At 39.7% G+C, this 14,806-nt stretch carries 9 protein-coding genes; 5 read left to right on the forward strand and 4 right to left on the reverse strand.

Annotation, left to right across the window (positions count from 1 at the left end; translation table 11 throughout):
- Positions 1-240: 240 nt before the first annotated feature.
- Together KZZ04_RS01445 and KZZ04_RS01450 are read right to left on the reverse strand one after the other, a co-directional pair.
- Positions 241-2,364 carry a TonB-dependent siderophore receptor gene (locus KZZ04_RS01445; protein ID WP_219421547.1) on the reverse strand — a complete coding sequence of 708 codons (2,124 nt, stop codon included), beginning with the start codon at positions 2,362-2,364 and terminating at the stop codon, positions 241-243.
- A gap of 529 nt (positions 2,365-2,893) precedes the next feature.
- On the reverse strand, positions 2,894-4,063 hold the full coding sequence (locus KZZ04_RS01450; RefSeq protein WP_219421549.1) for a DcaP family trimeric outer membrane transporter: 1,170 nt from the start codon (positions 4,061-4,063) through the stop codon (positions 2,894-2,896).
- A gap of 435 nt (positions 4,064-4,498) precedes the next feature.
- On the opposite strand from KZZ04_RS01450, the gene acs reads away from it, so the two are divergent.
- The 3 genes from acs to KZZ04_RS01465 all read left to right on the forward strand — a co-directional run bounded on the left by acs (position 4,499) and on the right by KZZ04_RS01465 (position 9,094).
- On the forward strand, positions 4,499-6,439 hold the full coding sequence (acs, locus tag KZZ04_RS01455; protein ID WP_058403016.1) for an acetate--CoA ligase: 1,941 nt from the start codon (positions 4,499-4,501) through the stop codon (positions 6,437-6,439).
- Positions 6,440-6,534: 95 nt separating this feature from the next.
- Positions 6,535-7,188, forward strand: a complete 654-nt coding sequence (locus tag KZZ04_RS01460; RefSeq protein ID WP_219421551.1) for a response regulator transcription factor — start codon at positions 6,535-6,537, stop codon at positions 7,186-7,188.
- A 316-nt stretch (positions 7,189-7,504) separates the two neighbouring features.
- Entirely contained in the window at positions 7,505-9,094 is a 1,590-nt protein-coding gene (locus tag KZZ04_RS01465; protein ID WP_219421553.1) for an AbgT family transporter, read from the forward strand.
- 88 nt (positions 9,095-9,182) lie between these two features.
- Here the strand turns inward: KZZ04_RS01465 and purU are convergent, their stop codons facing one another.
- Positions 9,183-10,013 carry a formyltetrahydrofolate deformylase gene (gene purU / locus KZZ04_RS01470; RefSeq protein ID WP_058403013.1) on the reverse strand — a complete coding sequence of 277 codons (831 nt, stop codon included), beginning with the start codon at positions 10,011-10,013 and terminating at the stop codon, positions 9,183-9,185.
- Between the two features lie 197 nt (positions 10,014-10,210).
- Positions 10,211-12,097: a hypothetical protein gene (locus KZZ04_RS01475; protein ID WP_219421555.1), complete on the reverse strand. Its 1,887-nt coding sequence runs from the start codon at positions 12,095-12,097 to the stop codon at positions 10,211-10,213.
- Between the two features lie 187 nt (positions 12,098-12,284).
- Between KZZ04_RS01475 and KZZ04_RS01480 the strand changes: the two genes are divergently transcribed.
- Positions 12,285-13,262 (forward strand): DNA topoisomerase IB, encoded by a 978-nt coding sequence (locus KZZ04_RS01480; RefSeq protein WP_219421557.1) that lies wholly within the window; start codon positions 12,285-12,287, stop codon positions 13,260-13,262.
- Positions 13,263-13,539: 277 nt separating this feature from the next.
- Positions 13,540-14,796 carry a murein L,D-transpeptidase gene (locus KZZ04_RS01485; protein WP_368735881.1) on the forward strand — a complete coding sequence of 419 codons (1,257 nt, stop codon included), beginning with the start codon at positions 13,540-13,542 and terminating at the stop codon, positions 14,794-14,796.
- Positions 14,797-14,806: the final 10 nt, after the last annotated feature.

Below are 14,806 nucleotides of genomic sequence, written 5' to 3' on the forward strand. Positions count from 1 at the left end.
TTTGACCCGAGCTTTATAAAAACGCTAACCAGTAATGGTTAGCGTTTTTTTATGTTTAAACATCTATTAAATGAATAATAACGATTCGTTTAACTAGCTGAGCTATGTTTGTGAAAGGAAGTCCAAATAGCATCAGGTTGATTTCTTAAATTATTATTGCGGGTGCTATTACAAATTAAAAAAAAACGACACAGAGTATGTGTCGTTTAAATTAAGTTATAAAAAGACGTTTAATTTGCTTTATAACTGCCAATTAACCGATAGGGCGTAGTTGCGTGGCGCGCCATAGTAACCTTGCGCCCAATATAGGCTATGTAAGTATTTTTCGTCAGTGGTGTTATTAATGTTAAAAGTAATCCCTACGTTTTGAGTGATTTTGTAGTTAGCCATTAAATCAAGAATACCGTAAGCACCTTGGTTTGTTGTTACAAGCGCTGCCCCCGTTGGATCTGATACTTGCACTCGGCTAACGGAATCTTGCCAGCGGTAGTTTGCGCCAAATGTTAAACCCTCAACAAGCGGTACTTGGTAAGTAGCGGCCACCTTTAATTGGTTCTCTGGGGTGTAGTCTTTTACTAGATCATCACCTTCAATACTCAGGTTACTAAAGCTTATGCTTGCACTTAAGTCTTCGGTAAGTTTCCCACTTAGTTCTATTTCAAAGCCGTCGCTGTTAATACCTTCGGCACCGTAGTAGCGTGTATCACTTGGTAGTGAATCAGGAAGTGCGACTGCAAGCCCTTCTTGCTTAGCATCAAAATATGCTAAAGTTAAAAACACTTGATCGTCTAAAAGCTGTGCTTTTAAACCTATTTCACTACTTTTACCTGTAATTGGCGCAAGTTGTTCTGCGTTTATATCAAGTTCGTTTTGTGGCACGAACGTTTCGGTGTAGCTTGCATAAGCCGAAAGTGATTCAGTAAAGTCGTAAACAGCACCAAAATAGGGGATTACTTCGCTGTCATCACGTGTTTGCACTACACCATATGCTGTGCCTTTTGTTTCCCAGTCTGTATAACGAACGCCCGCAAGTATACTTAGTGGTGCACTTAGTTTTATACGAGTTGAGACATAAGCTGATTGTTGTTTGTTTTCAATGTCACTACCGTTTAAACCGTCTGCAAGTGTTGCCTCTGGGGCTACTCCATCCCATGAATCAAGTGACGGCATGGCAGGAAAGCCATTGCCTGTAGTATAATCGTAGAGTGACTGTTCGGTATAATCCATATTGGCTTGGCTTACCCCAAACGATAGGTCGTGCTCTAAGCCAAATAAATCAAACTTACCACTGGCGTATAAATCAAACAGATCGTGTTTATCTTCGTAATCATAACGACTAGCGTAACCCGTTAAGCCAAGTCCTGTTTCTTTATCTGGTGTACCGTATACATAAAAAAGCTCTGAGTCCTGCTCGTTTTTAATGTGTGCATAACGAGCCGTTGCAACCCATGTAGTCGACAAATTTTGTTCAAGGGTTACATAAACTTGCTCAGCGCTATTGTCCCAGTATGACCAGTCAGAAGCGGTGCTGGTAGATGAATCGTAATCTGTGGCTGAGCCATCAGTATAATAAAGTGGTAATGCTCCCCAAAGTGGGCTGTCGGCATCTTTTTGTTGATTAACGTAGTTAAGGCTAAGCGTTGTGTCATTTGTTATTTTGCCTTCGTAGGCTAAATAACCAATTGTTTTATCTGTTTCGTAACGATCTAAGTATGACTCGGCTTGTTGCTTAGTAAATACAGCGCGTACAGCGTGCTCATCGTTTATAGGTGTTGAAACATCAAGCTCTAAACGCTTGTTATTCCAAGAACCATAAGATGCAGATGCATGAGCTTGTGTTATGTAAGTTGGCTTTTTAAGTACCATATTAACGGTTGCGGACGGGTTTCCTGCTCCCGTCATTAAGCCGTTGGCACCACGAACTATTTCTACACGGTCGTATATAGACGTATCTAAAGTCCCTTGAATTGAACCTGAGCTTTGTGGAATACCTAAACCATCTACCTGAAAGTTAGTTATTTCAAAACCACGAGCTTTGAAGTAAGTTCGGTCTGTTTCTATTTGTTCTACTGTGACACCCGGTGTACTTTCAAGCACAGCGTTAATGTTGTCTAGTGAAAAGTCGTCCATTAATGCACGTGATACAACAGATATGCTTTGTGGTGTTTCTTTGATTGAAAGGCCTAATTTTGTTGCAGACTGTGCTTCTTCGGTAATGTAATTTTTATGATGTTGACCGTATACAGCTATCTTTTCTAGCGGGTCACCTTTTGTATTTTCTTCATCAGCAAATGTATAACCAGACAAAATTAAAGAGGTAACAAGGCTTAATTTTGACAAACGTAAAATAGTAGGGGACGACATAGTGGTTCCAGTGAGTTTAAATTGGAATTCATGTTAATCTAAATGATATTGATTTGCAATTACGTTAATTGCTATTTTTTATTGATACTAATTTACTTAATTTAGTGGCTATTTTGAGCGAGGGGGAGAGATATGCTAGATAGCTAGGCAAAAAACTCTCTATTTAGTTGTTCTCGGTAATTGCTCCTGTATTGCTCTACCTTCTGCATTCATGCAGTCGTAAATGAAAATTTATTAATCTAGGTAGCGACACGTTTAGCCCTTTAAAGTGATTAACTCGTATTGCGGGTTGGTACAAGTTCAATTTTATTTAACCAGGCGGGGGGCTTATGCTTTGAGGTTTAATTTACAGCAGCCTGTTTGGTATATGAGTAAATAAGGATGCTAATCCTTAAAAATAAATAGGCTGTAATCGCTTTAACCCTTTATAAATCACTTAAACTGTTATGTAGACGCTTGCTATAAAGACGTAGGTTAAATACATAAAAAAGCGGCCTAGGCCGCTTAATTTATTGAATAAACTTTAAAGTTAAAAAGCGTATTTAACAGAGAATTGCAGGCGGTCTAAATCACCATCAACACCACTTTGGGTTTCTCGTTCAGCATGTTTTAACTCTGCACCAAACGTTAGGCGTTTAACTGGCGAGTATAAGATATTAGCGCTGTAACTTTGAGTCGATTCGGTTGGATCCCCAGAAACACTTAGCAAGTCGGTGTTATTATCTGCAGAAAAGAACGAGTAAAGGAATGTTGAGCGCCATTGGCTGTTCCATTTATGCTGATAAGCCACAAAGCCTGATGTTGAGTCAATGGCGTCTAGTTCATCCCCATTAAGTACGGCACCATGAGCAACATTTAAACCCACATACCGACCTAACCCTTTACCTTGTGTAAGCATAAATTTAATGTTGTCGTCGCTTACTTTAAACATACCCGATGCACTAATACCAAATGACGTTTCATCGGCATCAATACTACCTACTTTATATGTTAATTGGCGAGCTAGCGCGGTAACGACAAGATTACCCCAATCCGCTTTGTGGGTATATCGTGCAGTAAAGTCAGGAAGTGACGCATCATCTGTTGCAACACGTGATCCACCTGCTGTTGTAATCGTGCTTTCAGGGTTTTCTAATGAAAAAGACCATGCGCCAGTTGTGTATTTAATTTGAGCTTGGCGAACGAATACAGTTCCTTCAGCAGGGCCTACAAAGTCTAGCGTTTCAGGAAGGGCACCCACGTTTTGAAAGTTTGACCATGTTTGACCAAATAACCATCCGTCATAGGTGATAAAAGCATGGCGAATACGTGGTGCGAAGGAGTTTGATACGCGTTCATTACCACCCGCTGCTGATGCAAGAAAATCGATTTCAATTTTGCTATTAATTTTTTTGCCGTTATCGAGTAAAGTCGACGTACCAAAATTAAAACGCGATTGACGTGCATGCATATCAAATACTGCATCCGAGCTGTCATCATCACCTACTGTTAGTGTGCTTGGCACATAAAAATCACGACCAACACTTGTACCAGCAGAGGCACCCGCTGAATAATCACTCCACATTGTGTCGAGTTTAATATATCCGCCGTAAGTGAACTCAGTGTCACCGATTTTTGCAGCCGTCGCTGCATAAGAAGTGCTTGATAGTGCACATAAAACAGCGCTTGCTGCGAGTGTTTTTAATGGAGTAAATTTCATACTGGTATCCCTTGTTTAGGCTACTTGTTGTTTATTATTTTTCACTCGTTTTTGCTCAATATTTGCTACAGGTACAAATTACGAATAAAAATAAATGTTGTCAGTGTGTTTAGTGTTTATAAATATTTTTGTAATTTTTAAACAATGCATGCAATAGGTTTGTTTGCTTAATTGTTCACCACAAATACTTTAGTTATGTGTAGTGTTTACTCAATTACCTATTGGTCTATAAGACTAAGGTTTAACAATTAGGTAGCTTCTTGTTACCTTTATTTAACACCCTGTATTGTTTACGTAAAAATATTTAAGTTTATTAATTATATAGTACAAACACGCAATAAGTAGGTGAGTACAACTAAGGTCTAATACTTAATAAAGCACTGCTGAGTAATCCTTGTTAAGAGCCCAAGGCAAGTAATTAAAACGGAGACTAAGATGTCACAAAGTATCTATCCAGTTCCTAAGCATATAAAAGACACAACACTTGTTGATAAAAATAAATATAATTCGATGTACCAGCAGTCAATTAACGACCCTGAAAGCTTTTGGAAAGAGCATGGGCAACGCCTCGACTGGTCTACTCCTTATTCAATTGTAAAAAATACATCGTTCGATAAGGGCCACATCAGTATAAAATGGTATGAAGATGGTTATTTAAATGCATCTTACAACTGTATCGATCGCCATTTAAAAACCAAAGCCGATAAAGTCGCGCTTATTTGGGAAGGGGATGATCCGTCACAAAGTGAAAACATCACATACCAACAATTACATGACGAAGTTGCCAAATTTGCTAATGGTTTAAAAAAGCTAGGCGTGAAAAAAGGTGACCGAGTTGCTATTTATATGCCTATGACTCCACAGGCTATTTATGCCATGCAGGCGTGTGCACGAATTGGTGCCATTCACTCGGTTGTTTTTGGTGGTTTCTCACCATCAGCAATTGCAGATCGCATAAAAGATTCAGGCGCAAAAGTGGTAATAACGTCAGACGAAGGTCGACGTGCAGGTAACTGCGTGCCATTAAAAGCGAATGTTGATGAAGCTGTGTTACAAGATTCTGTAACCACTATTGAGCATGTGATTGTCCACCAGCTGACCAAAGGTGAAGTTGATTGGCATGATCACGATATTTGGTGGCACGAATTAGTTGCTGACTTACCAGCACAGTGTGAACCGGAGCCAATGAATGCAGAAGATCCGCTATTTATTTTGTATACATCAGGTTCAACAGGCCAACCTAAGGGTGTTGTTCATACAACTGGCGGTTATTTAGTTTATGCGTCAATGACCCATGAGTACGTGTTTGATTTGCAAGACGACGATGTATATTGGTGTAGCGCCGATGTAGGTTGGATCACAGGGCACAGTTATATTGCATATGGACCGCTAGTCAACGGTTGTACACAAGTTGTATTTGAAGGCGTACCAACATACCCAACGGCAGGAAGAATGGGTGAAGTGGTCGATAAACATGGTGTCACTATTTTATATACCGCGCCGACAGCGATTCGCGCATTAATGGCTAAAGGTGATGAACCCACAGCAACTTCAAACCGCGATAGTTTACGCATTTTGGGTTCTGTAGGAGAACCAATTAACCCAGAGGCATGGAACTGGTATTACGAAAGCATAGGAAAGTCTAATTGCCCAATTGTCGATACTTGGTGGCAAACAGAAACTGGCGGTATTATGATCACGCCATTACCGGGTGCAACAGATACAAAACCTGGTTCTGCAACACATCCGTTTTTTGGAATTGCACCGGCACTTTATGATGCTGAAGGAAATACACTAGAAGGTGCGGTTGACGGTAATTTGGTTATTTTAGATAGCTGGCCATCACAAGCGCGAACTGTTTATGGCGATCATGAGCGTTTTGAGCAAACTTACTTTAGCGCATACCCTGGTGTCTACTTTACAGGTGATGGCTGTCGTCGTGATGAAGATGACTATTACTGGATCACAGGGCGTGTTGATGATGTGCTCAATGTATCTGGGCATCGCTTGGGTACTGCCGAAATTGAAAGCGCCTTAGTTGCGCACGAAGCTGTAGCCGAAGCCGCCGTAGTCGGTTATCCACATAATATTAAAGGCCAGGGTATTTATGTTTACATTACGCCTAACGAAGGGGTCACGGTGAGTGACGAGCTTACAAAAGAGGTTCGTAATTGGGTTCGTAAAGAACTTAGCCCAATAGCCTCACCAGATATGATTCAATGGTCGCCGGGTTTGCCTAAAACACGCTCAGGTAAAATAATGCGTCGTATATTGCGTAAAATTGCTGCTAATGAGCACCAGCAGCTAGGTGATACGTCAACACTTGCCGATCCGTCAGTTGTGGATGAGCTTATTGAAAATCGATTAAATCGTTAAATACGCGTTAAAAGCTTGATTACAAGTTAATTCTAAACGTAGTATATCGGCTGTTACTTAGGAATAAGTATCAGCCGAATATTTAGGAGTGAACCATGAGTCAGTTTTTAATAGCGGACGATCATCCGTTATTTCGTGAAGCACTAAAGGGGGCATTGAGCTCTAAATTTGAAGGGCTTGAAGTTTTCGAGTCGTCAGATTTTGACAGTACATTGCAGGTGTTAAGCGAACAAGAAGATCTTGATATATTACTGCTAGACCTTCATATGCCAGGAAATGGTGATTTGTATGGTCTTATTCGTATCCGAGAAGAGCACCCAAGTTTACCCATTGCTGTGGTTTCAGGCAGTGAAGACGTTAATATTGTTTCTAAAGTAATGGGTTATGGCGCTATGGGATTTATTCCCAAATCATCACCATCTGACGATATTGCCAGTGCTATAAACCAAATACTTGAAGGCGATACGTGGCTGCCGAAAGAGCTTAAAAATAAAGTAGCCGAGATTGAAGGTGAAGACAGAGAAATTGCAGCGCAAGTTGCTTCGCTTACACCTCAGCAATACCGCGTTTTACAGTATTTACATGAAGGACTACTCAATAAACAAATTGCTTATGAGTTGCATATTTCAGAAGCAACAGTAAAAGCACACATTACCGCAATTTTTAGAAAACTCGGTGTCTATAACCGCACTCAAGCCGTACTTATCGCTGCTAAATTACAACTAGAGCCTATTGAGCCAGTTCAATAGTAGTTTTAAGGGTTTTGAAGCGATTTATTACCGTTATATTTTATCCGCTATCTTGAGTTGGTATTTTAGCGCAAGCGCATATTGACGGCTATGTTTTGAAACTCGCTAAATTTAGAGCAGGCGCAGGTTAACTCCTCTAGGCAGCGTCTGCTTAGCATTTATGCTTTTTTATCTTTTACTGATGAAAAAACACGCTTAATACCTATTCCTCCTTTTGTGTTATTTGACTTTACTCATAAACCATTCACCTTTTAAACATGATCTAAATTACAAATAATGCTAGGTTACGGCAATTTTATAACTTTAAGAGCAGGGTATGACAGACTCCACACACTCACCTAGCAACAACCCAAATAAGGGATTATTTAATCGGTTTTTAGCCACCGTCGAATTTTTAGGCAACATGCTGCCTCATCCAATTACACTATTTGCAATATTTGCAGTGGCGATTGTTGTGTTTAGCGGCATTGCAGATTGGTTTGGATTAAGTGCAATAGACCCTCGCCCAGTAGGCGCTCCAGGGCGCGACGCTGACGGCGTTATTGAAGTCGTAAGCTTATTAAGCGCTGAAGGTTTACAACGCATTATGGCTGGGCTTGTTACCAATTTCACAGGATTTGCTCCCCTAGGTACCGTGTTGGTTGCATTATTGGGTGTGAGCGTTGCTGAGCACTCGGGTTTGCTCTCTGCGGCTATGCGAGGCATGGTAATGGGCGCCTCTAAACGTTTAGTTACGTTTATGGTCGTGTTTGCCGCTATTATGTCAAATACGGCTTCAGAGCTTGGCTATGTGGTTTTAATTCCGCTCGCAGCGATGATTTTTCATAGCTTAGGGCGTCACCCATTAGCTGGCCTTGCCGCTGCATTTGCAGGTGTGTCGGGGGGCTATAGTGCTAACTTATTATTAGGTACTATTGATCCGCTCCTTGCAGGTATTACAACTCCTGCAGCTCAAATGATCGATCCAACCTATGTTGTTGGCGCAGAGGCAAACTGGTATTTCATGATGATATCGGTGCTTTTAATTTCAGTGCTGGGTACTTTAGTAACTGAAAAAATAGTTGAGCCACGCCTAGGCAAATATAATCCAGATGAAGCCAGTATTGACCTGTCGCAAAATAGCATCGATACCCTTACTCAAAAAGAAAAGTCAGGTTTAAAGTGGGCTGGCATTTCTTTACTCGCAGTTTCTTTATTACTTGCATGGACCATAGTTCCTGACGATGGCATTTTACGAAATCCTGCAACGGGTGAAGTCGCGGGCTCTCCTTTTTTAAAAGGGATTGTGGTTATTATTTTTGTGACATTTAGTATTCCTGGTTTTGTATATGGTCGTGTTGTTGGCACTATGAAAAACGATAAAGATGTTATTAACGCCATGAGTAAAAGTATGAGCTCAATGGGGTTATATATTGTTTTGGTATTTTTTGCGGCTCAGTTTGTAGCATTCTTCAAGTGGACTAATTTAGGCACTATTTTAGCTATAAATGGTGCGGCGCTTTTACAAGCTTTAAACCTGACAGGCCCTGAAGTATTTGTATTGTTTATTTTAATGTGTGCACTAGTAAACCTAAGCTTAGGCTCGTCGTCAGCGCAATGGGCGATTACAGCGCCTATTTTTGTTCCTATGCTTATGCTAATCGGGTACGCGCCAGAAACTATTCAAGCGGCTTACCGTATTGGTGACTCGGTAACAAACTTAATAACTCCAATGATGAGTTATTTTGGTTTAATCCTTGCTGTGGCTGTTAAGTACAAAAAAGATATGGGGATAGGTACTCTAGTTGCCACCATGCTACCATACAGCATTATATTTTTTATTGGCTGGGTCATTTTGTTTTATGTGTGGGTATTTTTACTTGGCATGCCGGTAGGGCCTGAGTCTCCAACATATTACACGCCATAATTACTTATTATATGCGAACAATAAAAAGCCAGCTAAGCTGGCTTTTTTTATAAAATTAACGCGGGGTAACTACAAAGGCTTATACGCGTTAGCTAAACACCACGGTTTTATTACCATTTATAAATAGCTTGTGCTCTGAAGCAAGTTGCAACGCTTTACAAAAAACTGTTTTTTCAACGTCTTTACCCATTTTTGCCATCATTTCAGCTGTGTTAGCGTGAGTCACACTTGTCACGTCTTGTAAAATAATTGGGCCTTCATCTAATTCATTATTTACGAAGTGAGCCGTTGCACCAATAATTTTTACGCCGCGCTCAAATGCCTGGTGGTACGGCTTTGCACCAATAAATGCAGGTAAAAAAGAGTGGTGTATATTAATGATTTTACCGTCAAACCGGCCTACAAATTCAGGGCTTAAAATACGCATATATTTGGCTAAACCAATTATATCTGGGTTATAACTAGCAATTAAATCACCTACTTGTTGGTCATGTTCACTTCGGCTTAGCCCAACATGCGATACCACATGAAATGGCACACCAAATCCTTTCGCAAGTGGTTCTAAATCAGGGTAGTTAGCAATAACAGCTAGCACTTCAATATTAAGTGTTTGTTCAAACTGTTTTAATAGCATACCACCTAAGCAGTGTGCTTCTTTGGTGGCAAGCAACACTACTTTAGTTTTTGCTTCGTCGTGCAGTGCAAGCTTGGCGCCTTCAGGTAATAAAGCGCGTAGCTGCTCTAAAAAGTCACTTTGTGGTTGCCCCGTCAGTTCAGTGCGCATAAAAAAACGTTTCGCGTCTTTATCTACAAATTCGTTATTACGTGTAATGTTCAAGTTATTTTTATGACAAAGCCCGGTAATTTTAGCAATTAAGCCCACATCATCGGCACATTGGGTGGTTAGTATGTAACTCATTTTCCTCATTCTTACCCTGTGATTAATGTTCCATTATTTGTGTTTTAGCACATAAAGCAAGGGCTTTGTGGGCTAATCAAATATTAATCATGTTATTACAAGCTTTTAGTTTAATTTAGACGTTACATAGCGGTGGGGCATATTGAGGTAAATAAAAAATGCCACCCAAATACACAGGTGGCACTTATTTGAAAATGCTAGGTTTTTGGCTTAGATGCCAAGTCGTCCTCTTGGCGTAAAAAGCCAGCGGCTTCTTCATCGTCTTTAGTTAAAGCAGGTTGCATAGGCATTGCGCGAGTTTGCTGATTTAGCTGATGCAGTTGAGAGGCATTACCTAAATCGCGTTCACTCGTTATTGACGCAATTGATTCGCGGTCTTTCAAAAAGGCGATTACATCTTTTTTGATTGCTTGTAATTGACCTTCATCTTTGTGCATTTCCATAATATGGCGAGGATGTTCAAGGTTTTTCATACCTGTTGCGGCAAAGGTTGTCGAAACAATACGTGAAACAATAACCCAAGGCGTTATGCTGCTGCGTACTAGGGTGTTTTCTGAGCGTGTGCTGTCGTGAATCCCAGTACCTGTTGATATTTTGGACTCTGTAAATGTGCCTTCACATTTAAAATACACCAGTAAAGATTCAAATTGCATTTCGGCAAAAAACAAATGGGCACTGTTACTTAACAGCTGTGCAAAGGCTTTAATTAATACACCAATCAGTAATAAGTGAACACTTGCCATTAATAGCTCACTAAACTCTATAATATTTTGATTATTAAACGCTTGTTCAATGGTGTTTATATTTGCAGCTTCAATATAGTGGTAAATATTAATAAATGAATAAGCAAGTAATACGGTAAAGCTAAGCGCTGCAATGTAGAGCAAGTTACCGCTAATTAACGCAATTAAACGTGAAAGGCTAAACTGTCTACCTAAATCCATAGTGTGCAGTTTAGGTTGAATTTCTTGAATCATTTCACCTTTAAATCCGCCTTTACCTTCAATTTGCTCTTGTAGCTTAGGGTCTAATTCACGGTAAACCCTATTCGGTACTTCTTTGTAACGACGGTTTGCCATCACTAAATTATCAAGGTTTATAAAAATTTCGTCTGGGTGAACAGACTCTTGCCAGTTTTCTCGAAGTTCTGACACCTCTGCACTAGGGGTCACTACGTTTAAACGTGCTTTAATCATTATAAATACAAGGGCACAACTCAGTGCGGCTAGTATAATAATGGCTGTTAAATACAGTCCTGCATTAAGGCTGGGTAATTGTTCTAGCCAGTTGTCTATTTGTTGTTTACTAATGCGTTGCTCCTGCATTAGCCACGACATAGAAAGGCCTATAGCAATGGGTAATATAAACGATAAAGAAATGATTTTAGCAAGCGCACCCGTGCCCAATGCTTCAATGTTTTTTTCTGCATTACGAGAAATAGGTTTGCCAGACGAGCGCCAAGAAAACAGCACATAAAACATCAAAATAGCGCTATATATTGGAAAAGCGAGTTCTCCTGCTTCGCCTGTAAAGCCTGATAATGACACAAACGCAACTAATGCATAGGCAATAAGTGCAACCAGCGTACTAACCCATGAGCCAAATAAACGTTGTGCAACATTACGTATTGGATAGGGCAAAAATAATAGTTTTGGTATTAAGCTGTGCAGTAAGCGAGATAAAAAGCCATTTGGCTCTTTGAACGTACTGTTTTTGCGCCCAACAAGTATTTCTTCTAATGTTTGTGCCGTGTAGGCTACTTCGTTTTTTTCTTCTTGTGCAGTCGATGTCTGCGATTTGCTAAAGTTAAATGCCAGCGATGTAGGGTGGTTCCTGCCTACAAAGTACTTAAGTGTGGCGTAAATGCCGCCCGATAAGGTACGAATACCGAGTGCGAGTATCAGCATGCCAAATATCATTAAAATCCAACCTGCGGTTGCATCTTCTTTTACTGAGCCAGATGCGGTGACCAAAAGGCCGACACCAACAATAGACTCAATAAGTCCTCTTACGGCCTTTACTTTTCCCTCCAGTTTAAAAGGGTTCTTTAGTCCAAGATCGATTGATCCGTAATCAAAAGCCATTAAATGCTCCTTATAAATAGCATACCCTAAAAAGGGAATATCAGCAGAGTTACAATAACGTATGCACTTTAAACATTATTGCTTAATTTTTGATTGTATATCAATAATATTGTTCAGTTTAAGGTTATTTGAATATGTTAGTTTAAATCTTTTATGGTTGTCATGATCAAATCGGAGTGCAGTGCTTATGAAGTTAATCTATGTGGATGATAATTTACCTGGTATCACTCGAAAGCTTAAAAATAAGCAATGGCAGTATTTCGATCCTATTGGCAAATTAATAAAAGATGAAGCGGCTATTGAGCGTTTGAATGGCTTAGCATTTCCGCCTGCTTACAAAAGCGCATGGTTTTGCCCCGAAGAAAACGGACATATTTTAGCCACAGGGTTTGATAGTAAAGGTAGAAAACAATACCGATACCACCCAGAGTTTAGAGCACAGCAAGAGGCTAAAAAATACCAAGCTTGTGGTGTGTTTGGCCACAAACTTCCTTTATTGAGGGCCCGTTTAGAATCAGATTTACAAGGTAGCGAGTTAAATATAGAGCGAACATTAGCTGCGGTAGTTAGGCTTATGGATTTAGGAGCGCTAAGAGTTGGCAATGAGCGAAACGTAAAACAAAATAAAAGCTTTGGCGCTACAACATTACGCACACGACACGCAAAACTGACAGGTAAAAATATTCAGTTAAAATACCGGGCTAAATCGGGAAAAGAACGTGAGGTTAATATTACTGACAGAGTACTAAGCCATGTAATTAAAGACTTACAAGATTTGCCTGGGCAGCATTTATTTCAGTACATAAGTGAAGGTGAGCGTACTAATGTAACATCGAGCGAAATAAACCAATACATACAGCGAATAATGGGAGAGGAGTTTAGTGCAAAACATTTTAGAACTTGGCGAGCAAGCGTAATTGCATTTAAGCAGCTCGCTAAGGCCAAAGGCGCACTTACCTTAAAAAGCATGCTCGATTGTGTGTCTCAACAATTAGGCAATACCCCAGCAATAGCGCGCAAATCTTATGTTCATCCGGATTTAATTACCCTATGTAAAAAAGATGAATCAGCACAAAATGCGTGGCGTGAGTCACTTACTTTACCTCGAAAGACAAAATATTTAAGCCGTTACGAACGTGGTTTTTTAGCATTTTTAAATGATTAATCGGGATAGCAACTTTACACACTTGAGTATATTAATTACACAAACAGGTTGTATTATAACTTAGATTAATTAAATTTTATTTTTAAAATTAAGTAATATCAGCGGTTTACTGCGTTTTTTGTTATTGGCACTGACGTTGCACCCTTAGTTGATAAATTAACGGCAAGTACAAATTTATTTATCAACACTATTTAGCGAGGGGTACAACGTGAAGGGACTATCTATAAAAAAATGTTTTACTAAAACAAACAAAGCTACTTTGAAGGGGGTTTTGTTTGTGAGTTTAGTAAGTATGTTTGCTTCACCCATACTAGCGAGTGATGATCTAGACGGTGCTTTACTTGCCAGCACTTCACTGAACACATACAGCTCGCAGCACTACACGCAAACAAGTGATAGCTATTACTTTGATCAATATTCAGCCCAATTAATAAAGCGTACTGAAAAAGCGATTAATTGGTACCAAGAAATAGTGAATCGTGGTGGGTTTATTCCTTTACCAGCCAGCGAGTTGCTAGAACTAGGCAGTAACAGTAGAGCTGTGAGTTTATTAGCAATGCGTTTATTTCAAGAACAAGATTTACACACTAACGTATGCGGTGAATCGCCATGCCTTTTTGATAAACATATTGAGCGCGCCGTAAAACAGTTTCAATATCGTCATGGCTTAAACGTTGATGGGCGAGTAGGCCAGAACACATTTGCCAAGCTTAATATTTCAGCTGAGCAAAAGCTCAATAAATTAAAGTTAAACTTTTATAGAATTACTAACTTTGCCGGTTCGAGCGATGAGCACTACGTGTTTGTAAACATTCCTGAGTATCAACTGCGTTATGTAAAGGTAGGCGATGTAAAGCTTCAAAACAACGTGATTGTTGGTAAACCTAGTTGGGAAACACCGTCGTTTAGTGACGAAATAGAAAAATTTGTAGTTAACCCTGAGTGGCGCATACCTATTTCAATTGCTACTAGAGAAATAGCTCCTAAAGTAGCAGAAGATCCTGATTACCTTGTTAAAAACAATATTGAAATCAGAAAAAACAGCTACATAGACTCACAAACAGTCAACCCCAGTAATATTGATTGGGATTCAATTAAGCCTTATCAGTTTGATCATTTTTTAGTGAAACGTGCGGGTGAAAAAAATCCCCTTGGTGAAGTAAAATATTTGTTCCCCAACCCTGAGGCAATTTATGTACATGATACACCTGCAAAGCAGCGCTTTAGCCAAACAAGACGTGCGCTATCGCATGGCTGTATAAGAATTGAAGACCCTTTTTCACTTGCACAAGAAATAATTAAACACCAAGGTGAAGAACATGCATTGGCACAAGTTAACGATGCACGAAATGAAAACAGCACACAAACATTTTATTTGGACGAGCCATTACCCATTCATTTAGTTTATTGGACTGCGTGGGTAGATGAAAATAAGCTCGTTAACTTTAGAGATGATATTTACAATCGCGATCAAAAAGCACGCCTTAAAAATGATAACCAGTCAGTTATTGCGGCATTATTAGAAAGTAAATAATGAGAGGTAA

Source organism: Pseudoalteromonas sp. CR1 (assembly GCF_019392235.1).
GTDB lineage: Bacteria > Pseudomonadota > Gammaproteobacteria > Enterobacterales > Alteromonadaceae > Pseudoalteromonas.

Bases quoted from the DNA above. Each gene is read 5' to 3' on its own strand.
- purU (WP_058403013.1), bottom strand. From the start codon at position 10,013: ATGAGTTACATACTAACCACCCAATGTGCCGATGATGTGGGCTTAATT.
- KZZ04_RS01475 (WP_219421555.1), bottom strand. From the start codon at position 12,097: ATGGCTTTTGATTACGGATCAATCGATCTTGGACTAAAGAACCCTTTT.
- KZZ04_RS01445 (WP_219421547.1), bottom strand. From the start codon at position 2,364: ATGTCGTCCCCTACTATTTTACGTTTGTCAAAATTAAGCCTTGTTACC.
- acs (WP_058403016.1), top strand. From the start codon at position 4,499: ATGTCACAAAGTATCTATCCAGTTCCTAAGCATATAAAAGACACAACA.
- KZZ04_RS01480 (WP_219421557.1), top strand. From the start codon at position 12,285: ATGAAGTTAATCTATGTGGATGATAATTTACCTGGTATCACTCGAAAG.
- KZZ04_RS01465 (WP_219421553.1), top strand. From the start codon at position 7,505: ATGACAGACTCCACACACTCACCTAGCAACAACCCAAATAAGGGATTA.
- KZZ04_RS01450 (WP_219421549.1), bottom strand. From the start codon at position 4,063: ATGAAATTTACTCCATTAAAAACACTCGCAGCAAGCGCTGTTTTATGT.
- KZZ04_RS01460 (WP_219421551.1), top strand. From the start codon at position 6,535: ATGAGTCAGTTTTTAATAGCGGACGATCATCCGTTATTTCGTGAAGCA.